This window comes from Rhizobium sp. P38BS-XIX, from assembly GCF_012641435.1.
Lineage (GTDB): Bacteria > Pseudomonadota > Alphaproteobacteria > Rhizobiales > Rhizobiaceae > Rhizobium.
This window is the reverse complement of the sequence record NZ_JABAIJ010000004.1, coordinates 363,379-383,209: the sequence shown is the minus strand read 5'-3', so window position 1 is coordinate 383,209 and position 19,831 is coordinate 363,379. Positions and strand designations below refer to the sequence as shown.

Sequence of the window (19,831 nt, the reverse complement as noted above, 5' to 3'; positions counted from 1 at the left end):
ATCGATGCGGATTGCCAAATCGATCTTCGTCCGTCCGGGCGCCAACATGACCTATGGCACGGTGGCCCTTGCGCTGTCGTTCTTCGTGTTCGCCTATTCGGGCCGTTTCGGACAGCCGTCCATCCTGCTCTATTACGCATTGTGGTTTCCGCTCGTCCTGATCGATTACCGCAGTTCGCTCGGCAGCTACCAGAAGCAGCTCTGGCTTTATGCGTTCGGCGTTCTCACATGCCTGTCGATCTTCTGGTCGGCGGTCCCATCGGTGACGGCGCGCGCATCGATCCAGTATATGACGCATATTTTCTGTGCGCTCGTCGCCATGCGCACGCTCGACATTCGCACGCTTGCACGCGGCGCCATCGCCGGCACCTGCATCGTGCTGATGTACTCGATCCTGTTTGGATATTATGCCTATGACCCGATCGACGGCACCTACAGCTTCGTCGGTGCGTTCGATTCCAAGAACCAGCTCGGATTCTATGCCTCGCTCGGCATCTATTTTGCCTTCGCCGCGGTCTTCGTGCTCGGTGAACGCCGGATTTGGCTGGTCGGCGGTGGGATCGCCGGCTTGTTATCGGCTTACTGTCTGTTTGCTTCGCAATCGGCGACCTCGGTGCTGACCACAGCCCTGGTCGTCATGCTCTGCGTCGGTTTGCGCGTCATCCTGTTTCTATCGCCGCGGCAGCGCAAAAGGCTTTTTGCCGCCGTCGCGATCTCGGGCGTCGTTTTGGTGGTTGCCGGTGTCTATCTCGGCGCGGTCGATGTCATTCTCGGCTTGTTCGGGAAGGATTCGACACTGACGGGCCGCACCTATCTGTGGCAGCAGGGCATTGCGACCGCATCGCAAAATCCCTTCTTTGGGGTCGGTTATCAGGCCTATTGGGTTCAGGGATTTTCAGAGCCGGAGCGCCTGTGGGAAGAGTTCTACATTGCATCCCGCGCCGGCTTCCATTTCCACAACACCTATATCGAAACCGCGGTCGAAACCGGTCTAGTCGGGGTTTTTCTGCTTGCATCGATATTGCTGACGGCCTTCACCGGTCATATCAGCCGTTTTCTCAGCGATAACAGAAACGACGAATCCTATGTTCTGCTCGGGATCGCGACGTTGCTCCTCATCAGGTCCTTCGTCGAGATCGATATTCTAAACCCCTATCACGTCGGCTCATTCCTGTTCTACTTCACGGCAGGCAAGCTCTCGATGCGAAAGCGGGCGCCAAAGCCCGATCCCCTTATGACCTACGACCGGATGGAATTTGCGCCACCCGTAAACTGGGAGCCGCGCACCGGACGATGAAGACGCTTTACGGCATCCAGTATCTTCGCGCGTTTGCCGCGCTCGCAGTGGTCTTGTTTCACGCAGCCGAACGCAGCGGCGGCCATTTTCGCATCGGCGCTGCCGGCGTTGACATATTTTTCGTCATCAGCGGCTTCATCATGTGGACCATGAGCGAGCGCCGCCCGGTGACGCCGCTGCAGTTCCTCGTCGATCGCATCCAACGCATTGCCCCGTCTTACTGGATCGTCACGGCGATCATGATCGGCGGCGCAATTGTCGGCCTATTTCCGAATATGAGGCTGACCGCCGCTCATATCGCCGGTTCGCTGCTGTTCGTTCCGGTTCGCTCACCCAGCAACGGCGAGATCTGGCCGGTGCTGGTGCAAGGATGGACATTGAATTTCGAGATGTTCTTCTATGCGATTTTCGCCATTTGCCTGCTTTTGCCGCGAAGACTGCGCCTTTTCGGGATGATTGCGATTTTCGCGGCTTTCGTCGTGATCGGCGGCATTGCCAACCCACAATCTGCAGTGCTTGCGACTTACACTCGAACGATCATTCTCGAATTCGTCGCGGGCGCCGTTCTCGGACAGCTTTGGCTGAAGGGTTATGTTCCAAGTGCAAGCATCGGTCTTGCCCTCGCGATCGCGTCGATCTGCGGCTTCGCCGCCATCGAAATCTTTTCGATTCAATTTGACGAGACGACCTGCGGTCCACTCGCCATTGCGCTGGTTTTGGGGATGGTTTCGATCGAGCGTAATGGCAAGCTGCCGCAAATGCCGCCGCTCACCTACCTCGGAAATGCCTCCTACTCGATCTATCTCTGGCATACGCTGGCCATTTCCGTTGTCGTAAAGCTCGTCGCCTCAACGCCTATCCCCGATGATGTCTCGGCTTTTATCGGAGCGATTGCCGGTACTTTGCTCGGCATATGCGCTTATGAGGCCGTGGAAAAACCCCTGCGCAATCTGCTGCGAAACGTCAGCTGGCGGAGGGCCCGCCCCGCGCCGTCACGTGCTTAGCCAAGGCCGATGTCGTTATTTCAAGGCAGCTGAACGCTTCTGCGCGAGATGCTTGAGATCCCGACCACCGGACTTCCCATGAGGCCTATGCAGACCGTATTTCTGCAGGCGCCACGTCCCGGGTGACCGTGCGATCCAATCGCCGGCTCCCGCAGGCGTCTCCTTCGAATAGCAATCAGGCGGGACAATCCCCGCCTGATCAAAGCCGAATATCTGACCCAGATGCCTAGGCGCGGCGGCGGCGCAGCTGATCGAAATAGACGATCACGATGATAAGAACGCCTGTGATGACGCGCTGCCAGAATGAGTTGAGGTTCAACAGATTGGCGCCGTTATTGATGGTCGCCAATATGAATGCGCCGATCAGCGGCCCATAAACGGAACCGATCGCACCAAACAGGCTGGTGCCGCCGATAACCGACGACGCAATCGCCTGCAATTCCCATCCGTCGCCCTGTGTTGCATTGCCGATGGCGATGCGCGAGGCAAGGAGAACACCGACGAGAGCGGCGCAGCTTCCAGACAGGATATAGGCGAGATAAATCATTCTATTGACGTTGACACCGGAGAGGCGTGCCGCCTCACGATTGGACCCGACTGCGAAGAGATAGCGCCCCCAGCGGCTCAAGTGCAGGAAGACGAAAGCCGGGATCGCCACCACGATCACCATCCAGAACAGGTTCGGAATGCCGAGGAAGTCGCCGACCGCGAAATTCGTGAAGGTGTCGTTGACGATGTTGATGCTCGAACCGTTGGTGATAAGCAGGCCGATACCACGCAAAGACGTCAGCGTTGCAAGGGTGATGATGAACGGCGGCAAGCCCATGCGCACGATGCCGAACCCGTGAAATGCCCCGATGAGCACCCCGAATAAGAGGGTGATGAGGATTGCGGCCCAGACGGGAACACCCGCCTGAAGCAGCCACGCGACCATGACGGTGCAGAAGCCGACAATCGCGCCGACGGAAAGATCGATACCGCCCGTGATGATGACGAAAGTTTGCCCGAGCGCCAGGATCGCCGTCATCGACCCTTGTCGCGCCAGGTTGGTGATATTGAGCTGCGTCCAGAACACGTCTGTCGAGAAACCAAGCACGATCCAAAGCGCGATCAGAAGCAGGATCAGCGTCAGGCTGAAGAGGATGTTCATCTTGCGCCGTGGTGCAACGGCGGGGCCTTCTGTCGTATTCGCGGCCATTCGTGTTCTCCTCCTTCTATTTTTATTGTTCAGACGCCGATAGCCTCGCCGAGGACTTCCTCGTGCGTGGCCGCGTGAAAATCATGGCTGGCGACCAACTGGCCGTGCCGGAATACATGCAGACGATCGGCAAGCTCGTAGACCTCGGGCAGGTAAGAGGAGATCACGATAATCCCCGCACCTTCCCGCAGGAGCTTGGCGAACAACCGGTAGATTTCGGCCTTGGTGCCGACGTCGACACCGACTGTCGGCTCGTCGAAGATGAAAAGCTTGGCGCCATGGCTAAGCCACTTGCCGATGACGACTTTTTGCTGGTTGCCGCCGGACATGGCAGAGACCAGAACTCTGCGGCTTGGCGTCTTGATGCTCAAATCACGGATTTGCCTGTCGGCGTTCGCAGCCTCGCTCTTGCTGTTGATGATCGGGCCGCGACTGAACCGCTCGAAGACAGGCAGATTGATATTGAGGCCGATCGGCAGATTGAGGCACAACCCCTGATCACGCCGGCTTTCCGGAGCAAGCGCGATGCCGAGTTCCATGGCGTCCCGCTCGTTGCGGATATTGACCTTGCGCCCCTGCCAATGAACTTCTCCCGCAGAGATCGGCTCGCGGCCGTAAAGGCCCAGGGCAAATTCACTGCGCCCGGCGCCGATCAGCCCGTAAAGACCGATGATCTCACCGCCACGGACACTCAGCGAGACATCCTGGAAACCCGGCCCGGAAAGCCCGCGCGTTTCAAGGATCGTTTCGCCGATCGGGATTTCTTCCTTGTGGTAGATCTGCTCGATCGAGCGATTAATCATCAGCTTGATCAGCTCGTCCTCATTCGTCTCGGCGATGGTGCGAGTTCCGACATGCGTGCCATCACGCAGCACCGAGATGCGGTCGGCAAGCTCGAAGACCTCCTCCATGCGATGGCTGATGTAAACGATCGTCACGCCTTCGCTCTGCAGGCGGCGGATCAGCTTGAACAGCTGCGCCGATTCCTGGCGCGTGAGGTAGGCGGTCGGCTCGTCGAAGATCAGGAACTGCGTTCCGCGCATGGCGGCGCGGGCCGTCGCGACCAATTGCTGCTGACCAATCGTCAGCGAACTCAACAGCTCGGCGGCCGGCAATCCGAAACCGAGATCATCCAGCACCGTCTGGGCCATGGCAACCATCTGCTTCTTGCGCATCAAGCCGAAGCGATTGACTTCATCGCCGAGAAAGAGATTGGCCGCGACTGTCAGATGCGGGCAAAGAACCACCTCCTGATGCACGGCGTTGATGCCGCGCGCGATCGCTTCATTCGGATTGGCGAGTGCGACAGGGTGTCCGCACCACAATATCTCGCCGGCCGTTCTGGTGATGACGCCGGTGAGAAGCTTGATAAGCGTCGATTTGCCCGCGCCGTTTTCGCCGACAATCGCGTGGATCTCACCAGCCAGAAACGTGATGTTCGCGGGTTTCAGCGCTTCGACATACCCGTAGCGCTTCTGCAAATTCTTCAATTCAAGGATAGGAGAACCGGCCGGAACGCGACTTGCTTCCGTCTTGGTGCTGTCATCGTGACGATGGCTGATTTCTTCGAGGCTCGTCATGGGTCTCCTCCCTCTGGCATCACCGCGCGGCCACTCAGCAAGCGGCTGTGGCGGATTGAGATTTCAGATCGAATAGACCCAAAATCGTCCGGCTCGAGACGAAGAGGCTGCGCCCACTGTCAGGCGCAGCCTCTATCCTTACTTGACCTTCGGGTTGATCAGAGCTTCGATCTTCGGATCGCTCATGTTGGCCTTGGTCACGAGGTTGGCGCCGGTGTCGACATTGGCTTCAACCTTTTCGCCCTTGGAGACGGCGAGAGCCGTCTTGATGCCGTCGTAACCCATGCGATACGGGTCCTGAACGACGAGGCCGGCAATGGCGCCGCTCTTGAGGAAGCCGAGGGTCTTGTCGTCGCTGTCGAAACCAATGACCTTGACCTTGTCGCCAAGCTTGTTTTCGGCAATCGCCTGGCCGACACCCTGTGCCATGATCAGATTGGACGCGAATACGCCCACGATCTTCGGATTTGACGTGATCAGATCGGTCATGATGTTGAGGCCGGTCGTCGCCTGACCGTCAGCATACTTGTCCGCAACGACCTTCAGACCCGGATACTTGGTCTTGACCTGATCGAGGAAACCCTCGCGGCGCTGTTCCAGAGAACCGGCACCGGGCGTGTTGGTGATGATGACGACATCGCCCTCGTCCTTGCCGGTCATCTGCTTGACCGCAGCGGCAAGACCGTCGGCAGCGATGCGTCCGCCCTGCACGTTGTCGGTCGTCAGAAACGACTTGAAGGCCTTGGAGTCGGCGCCGGAGTCGATACCGATGATCGGAACGGACTTGGCCGCTTCATCCACCGGCTTGCCGAGCGCCTTGAACTCGGTCGGCGAGATGACGATTGCGGCCGGCTTGCCGGCAACAGCGTTTTCAAGAATGCTGATCTGGCCATTGACATCCGTTTCAGCCTGCGCGCCGAGTTCCGGCACCTTCACGTTCAGATCCTTGCCTGCCTGGCGGGCACCGGCAAGAACGATCTGCCAGTAGAAGGATGTCGTGTCCTTGACGATGATCGGAATGGTCACGTCGGCCGCAAAGGACTGCATGGGCATCGCCATGGCGATAACGGCAGCACCGGCAAGACCGGCAAAGCTGCGGCGGGACAGAAGTGACTTGGCAATTTTCATCTGCTTCTCCTCTCAACGCGCTCTGTTCTCCCGCATACCGGCCGTTGAACGCTTACGGCTCGGTATCGCAACCCCTTGCGGTGTCGCGCATCGCGTGGCGGAAAGGCCGCCGACGCCAAAACAGGCTTTCCTCCTCCTCGAAGCCGTCTCTCCCGACAGCTCGATAGCTCCTATCTGCTAGACCCGAACCGCCTCGTCTCCCAACGGAGGCGCTACAATAGTCAATCCATCGAATTCCGCGTAAATGTTGTCGGAGAGTCTTGGCTCTACCAGCTGCATGTTGCGGACAAGACTTTCCGGCTTTGCCGTGCCGATCAGGACCGAGGCCACGCTGGGACTGCGCAGTGGAAACTGAAGGGCCGGCTTTGCGAGCGGCACGTCGTGCTTGCGCGCGATTTCTTCCATCGCTCCAACCTTGGCCAGAATATCCGGCGTCGCCGGAAGATAATCGAAATGCGCGCCGGGCACGGGGCCGGTTGCCAAAATGCCGGAGTTGAAGACGCCACCAACGACCAGCGACGTTCCCTTCTTTTCGCAAAGCGGCAAAAGCTCGGCAACAGCAGACCGGTCGAGCAGCGTGTAACGTCCAGCCATCAGAATGCAGTCGATATCGGCTTCGTGCATCACGTCCAGACAGACCGGCACTTCATTGACCCCTAGACCATAGGCTTTGATCGCCCCCGATGATTTCAGCTCCTCCAGAGCCTTTAGTCCGGAATTGAGCAGCTGGCCGAGATAACGATCGTTAAGCGCCTTGCCGTGCGTGTAGCCTCCGATGTCGTGGACATAGAGAATATCGATGCGGTTGAGGCCAAGGCGCGCGTAGCTGAACTCGACCGAGCGCATGATGCCGTCATAGGAGTAATCATAGTCGGCATCGAAGGGAAGCGGGTCGATATAACCGTAATTCGGCACCTTGTCGCTCGGCACCGGTCTCATGAGGCGACCAACCTTCGTGGACAGCACGTAACTGTTTTCAGGTTGATCGCGCAGGAAATCGCCGACACGACGCTCGCCAAGACCGAAACCATACCAGGGAGCGACGTCAAAGTAACGGATACCGCTATCCCATGCAGCTTGCAGGGTCGCCATGGCCTGATCCCGCGGGCAAGCACGATAGAGACCCCCCAACGCCGCAGCGCCGAAGCTGATCTCCGTGACCTCAAGGTCCGTCCTGCCTATTCTTCTTGTCTGCATCACCTCTCCCTTGTGATGGCTGTCATGGTATATTGACGGCGCCGCCTGGGGCGCGCTGTCTCACGGCCGCCGGATATCCTCCCTACCATCAGGTGTGACAGAAAACTCCCATTCCATCCACCAATTGATTTTGTTTTTTATCTACAATAAACATTTTGGTGTCAACGAGGAAATCGCCCGACGCCTTGGGGAGAGGCGGTTGGGAACACGCCGACAAGACTCCTGCAATTGACTGCCATTCGAACATGGTTCAGACAGCGCCGCCAACAAAGAGCGGTGACGACACGCGAGGGGGAAATGGCCAGACAAAACACGCTCTTCAAGGAGGCTTACAATCGCTACGCGGCACGCCTGAAAGCCGACACCGAGCTCCCGAGCGAGCCGGAAATCGCAGCCGAACTCGGCGTCAGCCGCAGCACGGCGCGGGCGATCCTGATGCGGCTCAGTGACGCGGGCATCATCCTCTGGAACAAGCGGCAAAAAACGGTGCTACGCATCCCGACAGAGGCCGATCTCTTCCCAAAGGAAGAGACTGACTCTTTGCACGACATCATCGAGCGCAGCTTCATGATGCGCATCATGTCGGACGAGGCTCAACCCGGCATGCAGATCAACGAACTGGAATTGGCGCGCGAGATCGGCACCGGCACGTCAGTTGTCCGCGAATTCCTCATTCGCTTCAGCCGCTTCGGCCTGATTGAAAAACGGCCGAACAGTCATTGGATTCTCAAGGGCTTCACCAGCGAATTCGCGCTTGAGCTTGCCGATGTGCGTGAGATGTTCGAATTGCATTCCGCCGCCGAATTCGGACGCCTGCCTGCCAACCATCGCGCCTGGGACGATCTCAGGGCAATCGAGCAGCAACACCACAGGCTGCTTGACGATTTCGATGCGCATTATCGCGACTTTTCAAGACTGGACGAGAAATTCCACCTCCTCATCCATCGCGCATCGAAGAACCGTTTCATCGCTGATTTTTACGACGTGATCGCCATCATTTTCCACTATCACTATCAATGGAACAAGGCTTTCGCCCGCGAACGAAACGCCCGCGCAGTTGCTGAGCACCTGGATTATATCGCGGCCCTGCAATCGCGCGATCAGCAAAGGATCGACGTCGCTTGCCGTCAACATCTTGCCTCGGCGCGGCAGACGCTGCTGCAATCGATCCCGCAGGCGACGAGCGAGATCGCCGGCTCTGCTGCCTGACAGCGAGAGACGGCCCATTATTCACTTCGCGGTCAGGCTTAAGCTCTGGCTGGCAAAGCGCGGAGACGCCACTTCAAGCTTGATTGAGCCGGTCTCTCCGGTTGCCTGCAGCCAGAAACCCGTGGTTCCGCCCTGGAAAGCAACCGTCTCGGGTCCGATAACCCTGGCCGGACCATCGACCTTGATCGAAATGGCTTCATTGAGGAACGCGAGACGCGAGCGGGCCTGATCGAGCGCGCGTACGATAATGCGCACCGTATCGCGTTCGCCAGCATGCAAACTGTCGGCGTCTGCCTCCACCTCGAGTGACGTCGGCAGCGGATTGGCGACCATGTACTGCTCAACCACCGGCTTGCCGCCGATATAGCCGGTGAAATGCACATCCTCCCACTCCATGCCCCATACGCCAAGTTCATCCGGCGTGAAGGAGCGATGATCGAAAACAACAGGTGGATGCGGCAAATGCGAGAAGTTCTCGCGATCAGGGCCAAGACGCTTGGTCAGAGACCCATAGCGCAGTTCGACCTCGTCGCAGTTGGTCAGCACGGTGAGTGGCAGCGCACCGCCAATGTTGCGCTCACCGCGCGCCCAGATCGTCACAGGCTTCATGACGATTTCTTCGGAAGGCTCGCACTGGCTGGCATAGACATAGGCGGCAAACTTCGGCTCTCGGAACATGTCCATGACGCCGTGGTAGCAGATGCGATCCCCTGAACCGAAATCGCTGTGCGTGTTATAATCGAACATGCACCAGCCGATAGCCCCAGAGATCGATGGATCGCCATAAGCGGCGTTCAAAACCTCCAGATGGCGGCGAACGTGTTCAGCCTGGCGCTGCTCCTGATCGTAGATCTTCGTCGGGTACATATGGCCGCCGAATTCGGTGATCAGATAGGGCACATCCCTTGAAAGACCAGTATTTTCCTGCTGTGGGCGCAGTGGCGTGCGTGGGCGATTGGCGCCGGGCAGCTCCTCGTTGCCGAGGATGAAATCGTTCATCGTGTAGACGTCTTCGAGAAGCTCGCTTTCGGTGATGTAACGAACGCCGCCGGTCTGCCGAGTCGGATCGAGCTCGCGCGCCAGCCGGTTGGTTTCGGCGTAGAAGTCATGCGAATCCTGGGATTCGTTGATGCGCACGCCCCAGATGACGATCGAGGGATGGTTCCAATCACGCTCGATCATGCGGCGGACGTTGCGGATCGATTCCTGCTGCCATTCCTCATCGCCGATATGCTGCCAGCCAGGGATTTCCTCGAAGACCAACAGACCGATGCGATCGCAGTGATCGAGGAACCACTTCGACTGCGGATAATGCGACGTGCGGACGATGTTGCACTTCAGCGTGTGCTTCATGATTTCCGCATCACGCTCTTGGGCGGAGCGACCCATTGCATAGCCGACATAGGGGAAGGCCTGATGACGGTTGAGCCCGCGTAACTTCAATGCCTTGCCATTCAGGACAAAACCTTCGGCGGTAAAGCTTGCGGTGCGAAATCCGAAGGTCGCGGCATGACGGTCCACCCCATGATCGGTCACAAGCTCGACGTCGACCGAATAGAGGACGGGATTTTCGAGCTGCCAAAACGAAATCTCCGTCAGGTCGTTGAAGCTCAGCGTCACGCTTTCGCCCGCGGTATCAGCTTCCGCCGACGCCAGCGCCGCGCCATCTTGGGAACGAAGCGTCACCTTGACTGTACCCTTGGCCGATAGCTTTTGCGGATTGGCTATATCGCAGCGTACCCTGACGGACTTGCGTTCAGCCAGAACCTCCGCGGTCTCGACCTTGATGTTGGCGATCGACACCGGAGCGGTCAGTTTCAGCCAGACGTCGCGATAAATGCCGGCATAGGTCAGATAATCGATGCGCCCGCCGAAAGGTGGGATCTGCGGATTTTCGCTGCCGTCGATCTTGACCGTGATCAGGTTTTCACCCTTTTTCAGGCGACCCGTCAGACGAGCTTCGAAAGGCGTGTAGCCGTCCTTGTGAGCGACAGTCTCCTCACCGTTCAGATAGACGACGGCATCGGCCATGGCTGCATCGAAAATCAGTGAAACCTCGCGCCCGGCAAATGCTTCATCCCAATTCAGAACCTTCTGGTAGGTGAAGGCGCGCTGATAGGCCTTTTCATCGAAGTAATTGAAGGGCAACTCGACGGCGGTGTGCGGCAGCGTCACGGGCTGCCCATCCTGCGCGCGACCTAAGTTCTCGGGCGAAAATCCCTCGCGAAACGTCCAGGATTCGTTGAAGGCGGCAACGGAACGCATATTCAATCCTATCATTAAGCCCGTCGTATCGGCTGACGAACACATGTTGCAGAGGAAATCAGGTGTGCGGCCGGCAGGGAGAATGCCGCGGGGCGATATCTATACAATCTCATCGCGCCGGCGCAATGCGACCCGTTGGCGAATTCGAACATCCGGCGGGGGAGTTCTTCTTTCCGGAGGCGTCAGCTTCTCGCCTGCTCGGCGGGACTGCGGACCGACGCGTACATGCCCGTCGTGCGAAACTCCGTCGGGTTGATGCCGTAGATCCGGCGAAACACTTTTGAAAAGTAGTTGGCATCGTCGAAACCCGACATGATCGCCACCTCCTTGACTGGAATGAAGGCCGCCTTCGTCAACAGTTTCGCTGCGCGCTGCATGCGCTGTTGCAGCACAAACTCTGCCGGCGGCACGCCCTCGCTCTCGGAAAAGACGCGCGAGAAATGCGCCCGGCTGAGGCCGCTCACCCTGGCAAGCTCGTCGACAGGCAGCGGCTTGTCGAGATTGTCGTTGATATGGTCGATCACAATCTGCATCGCTGAACGATCGGCAGCAAATGCGTGCGAACCGAAAACGTCATCATAGAGGACCATGGCTGCTTCGTAGGCGATCGCCGACGCCGAGGCGGGCGTCTTGGCGCCTCTCACCAGCCGTAGACTGCAATCGGCGAGATGATCGATCGTGACTTGTTGCAGTTTCAAAACCGGACCGGCGGCAGACAGGATCAGCCGGTGAATCCGCAACGCCTCCTCACCATTCATGGAGAGCCAGAAATATTCCCATCGCTCTCCTTTCTCCAACCAGTATCGATGATTATGCGGCACGAGAACCAGCAGGGTGTCGCCGGCATTAACGCGATAGCTGCGGTTCTCATAGCGAAGACGGCCGGTGCCGCTGATCGTGTGCTGGAGCACGGTAAACGGCGTCTGGCCGCGCCGACGCCCGTCCCAATCATAAGGTTCGTCGTGCCTGATTTCATAGCCGGCGCTCGTCGGCATGGCGTGCAGTCGGTGACGTCCACGCGGCAACGAAACCGTCCGCATCACCTGCCCGTTGTCGATCAGTTCCTGCAGCACAAAATTACCCTCAAAAGCATAATAGTTCTCTGTTCGCCTCTGTGATTATAGGCATAATCCCGCCAGAAAACAGCGCTTGACCGCCGAAGAGGATCGGCGATTGGAGGAAAACCCACGATTTTGGCCCCTTTTCGCAGTCGATGCGACCATGGGACGAAAATGCTGCTTTCTTCCCTACCGCTGCGCGTTCGATCGACTTGAAGGTGAGGATCATGAGTTTCAAAATCGCTATTATCGGCGCTGGCAGCGTCGGCTTCACGAAAAAACTGTTCACCGACATTCTTTGCGTTCCGGAATTCCGCGACGTCGAATTCGCGCTCACGGACATGAGTGAGCACAATCTGACGATGATCAAGGCGATCCTTGACCGGATCGTTGAATCGAACAACTTGCCGACGCGCGTCACCGCCACAACAAATCGCCGCCAAGCTTTGGAAGGCGCACGCTATATCATCAGCTGCGTGCGCGTCGGCGGTCTGGAAGCCTACGCCGAAGATATCCGCATTCCGCTGAAATACGGTATCGACCAATGCGTCGGCGATACGATCTGCGCCGGCGGCATTCTCTACGGCCAGCGCAACATCCCGGTCATTCTCGATTTCTGCAAGGATATCCGTGAAGTCGCCGAAGGCGGCGCCAAGTTCCTGAACTATGCCAACCCGATGGCGATGAACACCTGGGCGGCGATCGAATACGGCAAGGTTGAAACGATCGGCCTTTGCCACGGCGTGCAGCACGGTGCCGAACAGATCGCCGAAGTGCTCGGCGCCAAGGACAAGAGCGAACTCGACTATATCTGCTCGGGTATCAACCATCAGACCTGGTTCGTCGACCTGCGCCTCAACGGCCGCAAGATCGGCAAGGACGAGCTGATCGCAGCCTTCGAGGCGCATCCGGTGTTCTCGCAGCAGGAAAAGCTGCGCATCGATGTCTTGAAGCGCTTCGGCGTCTATTCGACGGAAAGCAACGGGCATCTGTCCGAATATCTGCCCTGGTATCGCAAGCGCCCCGACGAGATCAACAAATGGATCGACATGTCGGACTGGATCCACGGCGAGACCGGCGGCTATCTGCGCCACTCGACGGAGACTCGCAACTGGTTCGAGACGGAATTCCAGCAGATCCTCGATAGCGCTTCGCAGCCGATCGATCCAGCACGCCGCTCCAACGAGCACGCAAGCCATATTCTCGAAGCGCTGGAAACCAACCGTGTCTATCGCGGCCATTTCAACGTCAAGAACAACGGCGTCATCACCAATCTGCCCAATGACGCCATCATCGAGTCACCGGGCTTCGTCGACCGCTTCGGCATCAACATGGTCGCCGGCATCACGCTGCCAGAGGCTTGCGCCGCCACCTGCATGTCCTCGATCAATGTTCAGCGCATGTCCGTTCATGCTGCCATTAGCGGAGATATCGACCTCTTGAAGCTTGCCGTCCTGCATGATCCGCTGGTCGGCGCCGTCGCCACACCGGAGGAGGTCTGGCAGATGGTCGACGAGATGGTGGTCGCCGAGGCCCGCTGGTTGCCACAATACGCCCATGCCGTCGAAGGGGCGAAGGAGCGCCTGTCCCGCGGCAAGGTCAAGACGCGCGATTGGAAGGGTGCGGCAAGCCGCAACGTCCGTTCGATCGAGGAGTTGCGCGCAGAAAAAGCCGCCCTGAAACAGGCCGGTTGATCGGCATGCGGATCGGAAGATGAGGTGTTGGCGGGGTCCCTTGGGGATATCCCGCCGATACCGCCCTCTTCCGTTTCAATGGAGGAACGCGAGGCCTCGAACGGAACGCTCGCGATTTAGGGAGAGAGAACAAGATGAGACATTTCCGACCGATCGGCCTTATCGCCGCGTTGACGATTGCCACATCCGCGATCGCCATGAGCGCCTATGCCGCCGAGCCGACAGTACCGCCCGTTCAGCCCGCCTTCCCGGCAGAAGGCAAGATCAAATACGTGGAGCGCAGCTCCATTCTCGAATTCAAGGCGCTGCCAGAGTATCACGAGCCCAACTGGGTCACCGACAACTTCGTGAAGGCCGGCAAGCTGCCACCGGTCAAGGATCGGCTGCCGAAGGAACCGCTCGTTTACAAGACCGGCAACATGCCTGACGGCATCGGTGTCTATGGCGACACCCTGCGCCATGTCATCGGCGGCAGGCCGGAGGGTTGGAACTACGGAGCCGGCCAGACGCAAGGTTGGGGCGGCATCGATATCGGGCTGTCCGAATGCCTGACGCGCACCGCACCGCTTTTCCAGGTCGAAGCCAAGGATATGGAGCCTCTGCCGAACCTCGCCAAGGGTTGGGAATGGTCGCCGGACGGTCATAAGCTCACCATGCATCTGATCGAAGGTGCGAAATGGTCCGATGGCGTACCGTTCAACGCTGACGACATCATGTTCTATTGGGAAGACGAGGTCATCGACCCGAACGTCTCACCGCTGGGCGGCGGCGCCTCGCCGGAAGCTTTCGGAGAGGGGACGACGCTCAAGAAGATCGACGACTATACGATCGAATGGACCTTCAAGGATGCCTTCCCGAAGCAGTATCTCTACACAATGGCCTACCCGAACTTCTGCCCGGGACCGTCGCACATCCTGAAGCCGCAGCATCCGAAGTATTCCAAGAACACCTACGACCAGTTCAAGAATGCCTTTCCGCCGGAATATATGAACATGCCGGTCATGGGCGCCTGGGTGCCGGTCGAATATCGCTCCGACGACATCATCGTCATGCGCCGCAATCCCTATTATTGGAAGGTCGACGAGAAGGGTAATCAGCTACCTTACCTCAACGAGCTGCACTATAAGCTTTCGACCTGGGCCGATCGCGACGTGCAGGCCGTTGCCGGCTCGGCTGACCTGTCGAACCTCGAGCAGCCGGAAAACTTCGTCGCCTCGCTGAAGCGCGCCGCACAGCCCGACGCCCCGGCGCGTCTGGCCTTTGGACCTCGCCTCATCGGCTATAATCTGCAGATGAACTTCTCCGCCAACGGCTGGGGCAGCCCCGATGCCCGCGGCAAGGCAATCCGCGACCTCAATCGCAACGAGGATTTCCGCAAGGCGGTCACCATGGCGCTTGATCGCAAGGCGCTGGGGGAATCGCTGGTGAAAGGGCCATTTACGGCGATCTATCCAGGCGGCTTGTCTTCCGGCAGCACCTATTACGACCGCACGTCCACCGTCTACTATCCGTTCGACCTGACAGCCGCGAAGGCTGAGCTTGCAAAAGCCGGGTTGAAGGACACGGATGGTGATGGCATCGTCAATTTCCCGGCCGACGTCAATGGCGGCAAGGACGTCGAAATCACGCTTCTGGTCAGCAACGACTACACCACCGACAAGAGCCTGGCCGAAGGCGTGGTTGCCCAGATGGAGAAACTGGGATTGCGCGTCATCATCAATGCGCTCGACGGCCCCAAGCGTGACGATGCAAATTATAGTGGTCGCTTCGACTGGATGGTCCGCCGCAACAGCACCGAGCTTGCCTCGGTCGTGCAGAACACCGAACAGCTCGCTCCTGTCGGCCCGCGCACCAGCTGGAACCACCGCGCTCCCGAAAGCGGACAGCTCGATCTGATGCCGTTCGAAAAGGATATGGTCGATATCGTCAACAAGTTCATCACCTCTAAGGACAATGACGAACGCGTCGCCTTGATGAAGCAATTCCAGAAGCTTTCGACCGGGCATCTCTACAATATCGGCCTGACCGAATATCCCGGCGCGCTGATCATCAACAAGCGCTTCTCCAACGTTCCTCCGGGTACGCCGATCTTCCTGTTCAACTGGGCCGAGGATTCGATCATCCGCGAACGTCTTTGGGTCGCCGCCGACAAACAGGGCAAATACGAACTGTTTCCGCAACAGCTTCCAGGCGCCCCGGGCAGCGCCGGCCCGATCAAGTAAGGTCGGACGAGCCAATTCCATGGCAACCGCATAGCCGGTTGCCATGGAACCCGACGCATTCCAGCGATCAGCTATCGCCGGGCAAATAGAAACCGCTGGCGCATGTCATTCTGAAGGAATGAGAGTGCAGACAGCATCAAGAGAAGCGAACCGTCCGATGTTACGATTCCTGCTCGTGCGCATAGCCTCGGCGATACCGGTGCTCTTCATCCTGAGCGTGGTGACGTTCGCCATAATCCAGGCACCCCCGGGCGACTATGCCGATTACATCCGCTCGCAGCTGATGAACCAGGGCGGCGCCTCTTTCGAACAGGCAGACGCCCAGGCGCAGGCCTATCGCAAGGAACACGGCCTCGATAAGCCGATGGTCGTCCAATACTTCAACTGGATCGGCGGCATCGTCACGAAGGGCGATTTCGGCTATAGCATGGTCTACAACAAGCCTGTTGCCGACGTCGTCGGCGAGCGGCTGCCACGAACGCTGGCCTTGGCGCTGGTCTGCCATATTCTGGCATCCATTCTCGGCATCGGCTTCGGCATATGGGCGGCGACGCGGCAATATAGCTGGATCGACAACCTGCTCGCCGGCATCTCCTTCCTCGGCATGACGGTGCCGCGCTTCCTGATGGCGCTGATCATCGTCTATATCCTTGTCTTTCAGCTCAACGTCTCGGAGATCGGCAGTTTCTTCTCGCCGCAATATGGCGGTGCACCATGGTCTTGGGCCAAATTTGTCGATCTCGTCAAACACATTTGGCCGGTCGTCGCCATCGCCACTTTCGGTGGCCTCGCCTACAACATGCGCATCATGCGCGGTAATCTGCTCGACACGCTGAACGCGCAATATGTCGAAACCGCACGCGCCAAGGGCCTTTCGGGGAGTGCCGTCGTCATGCGCCATGCCGTGCCCAACGCATTGCATCCGCTCGTCATGTATCAGGGCGTGGTCCTGCCCTATATGCTGACAGGCGAAATCGAGACCGCAATCATCTTCACATTGCCGACCGTAGGACCGGCGATCGTCGGTTCCATGGCTGTGGGCGACGTCTACGTCACCGCGACCTTCATGATGGTGCTGTCGGCAACCCTCATCATCGGCAACATCATTGCCGACATGCTGCTTGCCATGCTCGATCCCCGCGTGCGTCAACAGGGAGGGATCCACTAATGCTCGCCTTCAGCAACTCCCCGCCCCCGCCAGAAGAGACGATCAATCGAAAAAGCGGCAATGAGAGTTACATCGCCCTGGTTTGGCGACGCTTGAAGCGCTCCTGGACGGGCATGAGTGGTCTCACGCTTGTCATTCTGCTTCTTGTGATGGCGGTGTTTGCCGAGTTCATCGCGCCTCTCGATCCGAAGGCCACCGATACGGGCTTTGCGCCACCCCAAGTAATCAGCTTTCATGACAAGGATGGAAATTTCGTCTTCCAGCCTCGGGTCTATGCGCTCGTCGAGACATCCGATCTCGATCCCGTCACCTTCCAGCCGATCGTTGGCCCTGATTACGACAATCCGCGCCTGCTCGGTTTCTTCGTCAAGGGCGCTCCCTACAATCTGTTTGGCCTGATCCCGGGCAACCGGCATCTCTTCGGGACGACGGATGGCGGTCCCGTCCACTTCCTCGGTACAGACAAGTTCGGCCGCGACGTGCTTTCACGCGTTATTTACGGCTCCCGCATCTCGTTGATGATTGCCCTGACGGTCGTTGCCATCGTCACCATTGTCGGCACCACGGTTGGGATGATCTCTGGTTATTTCGGCGGCACGCTTGACGCCTGGATCCAGCGCTTCGTCGAAGTAGTTCTCGCTTTCCCGCAGCTGCCGCTTTATCTGGCGCTGACGTCACTGATCCCGGTGACGGCACCGACCAACGTCTTCCTCGCCTTCGTCATCATCGTCATGTCGGCGCTTGGCTGGGCGCAGATGTCGCGCGAGGTTCGCGGCAAGACGCTTGCGCTGGCGAGGATCGAGTATGTCCGTGCAGCCATGGCCGTCGGTGCAACCGACCGGCGCATCATCCTCCAGCATGTCTTCCCGAACGTCATGAGCCATGTCATCGTGGCGGTGACGCTGGCGATCCCGAGTGTCGTTCTGCTGGAATCCTTCCTCGGCTTCCTGGGCTTTGCGGTCAAACCGCCGCTGATCTCCTGGGGCCTGATGCTGCAGGATACGTCGACCTATTCGGTCATCGGCTCCTACCCGTGGATTCTCTCGCCCGTCGCCTTCGTTCTCGTCACAGTCTTCGCCTTCAATGCTCTGGGCGACGGGCTGCGTGACGCGATCGACCCTTATTGAGAGGAGAAGGACTATGGCCCTCGCACTCGTCAATCCTTTCGCTCCGGACATCAGGCATGATGTCGACGCAAAGACCACCGCGCCCGTCATCGACGCCCGCAATATCGCGGTCAAATTCAAGGTCGAGGACGGGATCGTCGACGCCGTCAAGGACATAACATTCCAGCTCTATCGCGGTGAAACCATCGCCATCGTTGGCGAGTCCGGTTCGGGCAAATCGGTGACGGCCCGGACTGTCATGGGGTTGCTGACCAAGCGCGCTGTGGTCTCGGAGAAATCTGAGGTCCATTACGACGGCAAGAATGTCCTGAAATTCTCGGAGCGAGCCCGCCGGCAGCTGCGCGGCGATCGCATCTCGATGATCTTCCAGGAGCCGATGAGCTCGCTCAATCCGATCTACACGATCGGCAGCCAGATCGTCGAAGCGATCCGGGTTCATCGCAAAGTCAGTCGCCGCGACGCCGAGAAGCGGGCGCTCGAGCTGCTGAAGCAGGTGCAGATTCCCGATCCCGAGGCACGTCTCAGGCAATATCCGCATCAGCTCTCCGGCGGCCAGCGCCAGCGCGTGATGATCGCCATGGCGCTCGCCAACGATCCGGACGTGCTGATTGCCGACGAACCGACGACAGCGCTCGACGTCACCGTGCAGGCGCAGATCCTCAATCTCATCCGCAATCTGCAGAAGCAGCTCGGCATGGCGGTGATCCTGATCACACATGACCTGACGGTCGTGCGCCAGTTCTCCGACTATGTCTATGTGATGCAACACGGCGAGATGCGGGAGCACAACACGACCGAGGCGCTGTTTGCCAATCCGCAACATCCATACACACAGCATCTGCTGTCGTCGGAGCCGCGTGGACAGGCAAAGCCCCTGCCGCCGAATTGCGACCTGGTGCTCGAAGGCAAGTCCGTGAAAGTGGCGTTCATGCTGCGCCATGGCAGCTTCTTCAAGCCCGACATGCGCGAGCTTGTCGCCGTCGACGGCCTCAATCTCGAGCTGCGGCGCCACGAAACGCTCGGTCTCGTGGGCGAATCCGGCTCCGGCAAGACCACCTTCGGCCAGGCGCTACTCCGCCTGATCGACGCCGATAGCGGCGAGATTTTCTTCGATGGCCAGCCGATCCATGGCCGGTCTCGTGCCGAGATGCGGCCGCTACGCTCACGCATGCAGATCGTCTTCCAGGACCCCTTCTCGTCATTGAACCCGCGCATGACCATCGGCCAGATCATCTCCGAGGGGTTGGTGGTCAACAATCTCGGCGCCAATCGGGCCGAACGGCTGGAGCGCGTCAAGGAAGCGCTCGACAGCGCCGGCATGCCGACAAATATCCTATCGCGCTTTCCCCATGAGTTTTCCGGCGGTCAGCGCCAGCGTATTGCGATCGCCCGTGCCATCGCGCTCGAGCCGGAGTTCATCCTGCTCGACGAGCCGACCTCCGCGCTCGACCTTTCCGTTCAGGCCCAGATCATAGACCTCCTGCGCAAGCTGCAGGACGAAAAGGGTTTGAGCTACCTCTTCATTTCACACGACCTCAAGGTCGTCCGCGCCCTTTGCCATCGCGTCATCGTCATGCAGCACGGCAAGATCATGGAAGAAGGGTCCGTCGACGAGGTTCTGTCGCATCCAAAGACCGCTTACACCGAACGCCTTGTCAGAGCGGCGTTCGAGGTGGCTTCCTAG

Annotated in this window: 14 protein-coding genes; 8 read left to right on the top strand and 6 right to left on the bottom strand. The window is 58.8% G+C overall.

From position 1 onward, the window contains the following. The first annotated feature begins 4 nt into the window (after positions 1-4). The gene (locus HGP17_RS16080; protein ID WP_168810649.1) at positions 5-1,297 is read left to right on the top strand and encodes an O-antigen ligase; all 1,293 of its coding nucleotides are present in this window, start codon (positions 5-7) and stop codon (positions 1,295-1,297) included. After that, positions 1,294-2,301: an acyltransferase gene (locus tag HGP17_RS16075; protein WP_168810647.1), complete on the top strand. Its 1,008-nt coding sequence runs from the start codon at positions 1,294-1,296 to the stop codon at positions 2,299-2,301. The genes HGP17_RS16080 and HGP17_RS16075 overlap by 4 nt, the downstream gene beginning before the upstream one ends. Before the next feature lie 226 nt (positions 2,302-2,527). On the opposite strand, the gene HGP17_RS16070 is transcribed toward HGP17_RS16075, so the two are convergent. The 4 genes from HGP17_RS16070 to HGP17_RS16055 form a co-directional block, all read right to left on the bottom strand. Further along, positions 2,528-3,499, bottom strand: coding sequence for an ABC transporter permease (locus HGP17_RS16070; RefSeq protein WP_168810645.1), 972 nt, complete (start codon positions 3,497-3,499; stop codon positions 2,528-2,530). Positions 3,500-3,528: 29 nt separating this feature from the next. After that, entirely contained in the window at positions 3,529-5,079 is a 1,551-nt protein-coding gene (locus HGP17_RS16065) for a sugar ABC transporter ATP-binding protein (protein ID WP_168810643.1), read from the bottom strand. Between the two features lie 138 nt (positions 5,080-5,217). Then, positions 5,218-6,207, bottom strand: coding sequence for an ABC transporter substrate-binding protein (locus HGP17_RS16060; RefSeq protein ID WP_168810641.1), 990 nt, complete (start codon positions 6,205-6,207; stop codon positions 5,218-5,220). A gap of 177 nt (positions 6,208-6,384) precedes the next feature. Beyond that, positions 6,385-7,404, bottom strand: coding sequence for an aldo/keto reductase (locus HGP17_RS16055; RefSeq protein ID WP_168810639.1), 1,020 nt, complete (start codon positions 7,402-7,404; stop codon positions 6,385-6,387). A gap of 297 nt (positions 7,405-7,701) precedes the next feature. Here HGP17_RS16055 and HGP17_RS16050 point away from each other — a divergent pair, with 297 nt between their 5' ends. Then, positions 7,702-8,613 (top strand): GntR family transcriptional regulator, encoded by a 912-nt coding sequence (locus HGP17_RS16050; protein WP_168810637.1) that lies wholly within the window; start codon positions 7,702-7,704, stop codon positions 8,611-8,613. Positions 8,614-8,634: 21 nt separating this feature from the next. On the opposite strand, the gene HGP17_RS16045 is transcribed toward HGP17_RS16050, so the two are convergent. After that, positions 8,635-10,878: a glycoside hydrolase family 2 protein gene (locus tag HGP17_RS16045; protein WP_168810635.1), complete on the bottom strand. Its 2,244-nt coding sequence runs from the start codon at positions 10,876-10,878 to the stop codon at positions 8,635-8,637. 182 nt (positions 10,879-11,060) lie between these two features. Further along, complete coding sequence (locus HGP17_RS16040; protein ID WP_205926016.1) at positions 11,061-11,918, bottom strand: AraC family transcriptional regulator; 858 nt, start codon at positions 11,916-11,918, stop codon at positions 11,061-11,063. 245 nt (positions 11,919-12,163) lie between these two features. Here HGP17_RS16040 and HGP17_RS16035 point away from each other — a divergent pair, with 245 nt between their 5' ends. From HGP17_RS16035 to HGP17_RS16015, 5 genes are all read left to right on the top strand, one after another. Beyond that, positions 12,164-13,630: an alpha-glucosidase/alpha-galactosidase gene (locus HGP17_RS16035; protein WP_168810632.1), complete on the top strand. Its 1,467-nt coding sequence runs from the start codon at positions 12,164-12,166 to the stop codon at positions 13,628-13,630. A 134-nt stretch (positions 13,631-13,764) separates the two neighbouring features. Next, positions 13,765-15,852 carry an ABC transporter substrate-binding protein gene (locus HGP17_RS16030; protein WP_168810630.1) on the top strand — a complete coding sequence of 696 codons (2,088 nt, stop codon included), beginning with the start codon at positions 13,765-13,767 and terminating at the stop codon, positions 15,850-15,852. Positions 15,853-16,009: 157 nt separating this feature from the next. Continuing rightward, positions 16,010-17,020 carry an ABC transporter permease gene (locus HGP17_RS16025; protein ID WP_168810628.1) on the top strand — a complete coding sequence of 337 codons (1,011 nt, stop codon included), beginning with the start codon at positions 16,010-16,012 and terminating at the stop codon, positions 17,018-17,020. Beyond that, complete coding sequence (locus HGP17_RS16020) at positions 17,020-18,147, top strand: ABC transporter permease (protein WP_168810626.1); 1,128 nt, start codon at positions 17,020-17,022, stop codon at positions 18,145-18,147. The genes HGP17_RS16025 and HGP17_RS16020 overlap by 1 nt, the downstream gene beginning before the upstream one ends. Positions 18,148-18,160: 13 nt before the next feature. Then, positions 18,161-19,831: an ABC transporter ATP-binding protein gene (locus tag HGP17_RS16015; protein WP_168810624.1), complete on the top strand. Its 1,671-nt coding sequence runs from the start codon at positions 18,161-18,163 to the stop codon at positions 19,829-19,831.

Bases quoted from the DNA above. Each gene is read 5' to 3' on its own strand.
- HGP17_RS16020 (WP_168810626.1), top strand. From the start codon at position 17,020: ATGCTCGCCTTCAGCAACTCCCCGCCCCCGCCAGAAGAGACGATCAAT.
- HGP17_RS16050 (WP_168810637.1), top strand. From the start codon at position 7,702: ATGGCCAGACAAAACACGCTCTTCAAGGAGGCTTACAATCGCTACGCG.
- HGP17_RS16030 (WP_168810630.1), top strand. From the start codon at position 13,765: ATGAGACATTTCCGACCGATCGGCCTTATCGCCGCGTTGACGATTGCC.
- HGP17_RS16070 (WP_168810645.1), bottom strand. From the start codon at position 3,499: ATGGCCGCGAATACGACAGAAGGCCCCGCCGTTGCACCACGGCGCAAG.
- HGP17_RS16015 (WP_168810624.1), top strand. From the start codon at position 18,161: ATGGCCCTCGCACTCGTCAATCCTTTCGCTCCGGACATCAGGCATGAT.
- HGP17_RS16055 (WP_168810639.1), bottom strand. From the start codon at position 7,404: ATGCAGACAAGAAGAATAGGCAGGACGGACCTTGAGGTCACGGAGATC.
- HGP17_RS16075 (WP_168810647.1), top strand. From the start codon at position 1,294: ATGAAGACGCTTTACGGCATCCAGTATCTTCGCGCGTTTGCCGCGCTC.
- HGP17_RS16035 (WP_168810632.1), top strand. From the start codon at position 12,164: ATGAGTTTCAAAATCGCTATTATCGGCGCTGGCAGCGTCGGCTTCACG.
- HGP17_RS16065 (WP_168810643.1), bottom strand. From the start codon at position 5,079: ATGACGAGCCTCGAAGAAATCAGCCATCGTCACGATGACAGCACCAAG.
- HGP17_RS16025 (WP_168810628.1), top strand. From the start codon at position 16,010: ATGTTACGATTCCTGCTCGTGCGCATAGCCTCGGCGATACCGGTGCTC.
- HGP17_RS16060 (WP_168810641.1), bottom strand. From the start codon at position 6,207: ATGAAAATTGCCAAGTCACTTCTGTCCCGCCGCAGCTTTGCCGGTCTT.
- HGP17_RS16045 (WP_168810635.1), bottom strand. From the start codon at position 10,878: ATGCGTTCCGTTGCCGCCTTCAACGAATCCTGGACGTTTCGCGAGGGA.
- HGP17_RS16080 (WP_168810649.1), top strand. From the start codon at position 5: ATGCGGATTGCCAAATCGATCTTCGTCCGTCCGGGCGCCAACATGACC.
- HGP17_RS16040 (WP_205926016.1), bottom strand. From the start codon at position 11,918: ATGCGGACGGTTTCGTTGCCGCGTGGACGTCACCGACTGCACGCCATG.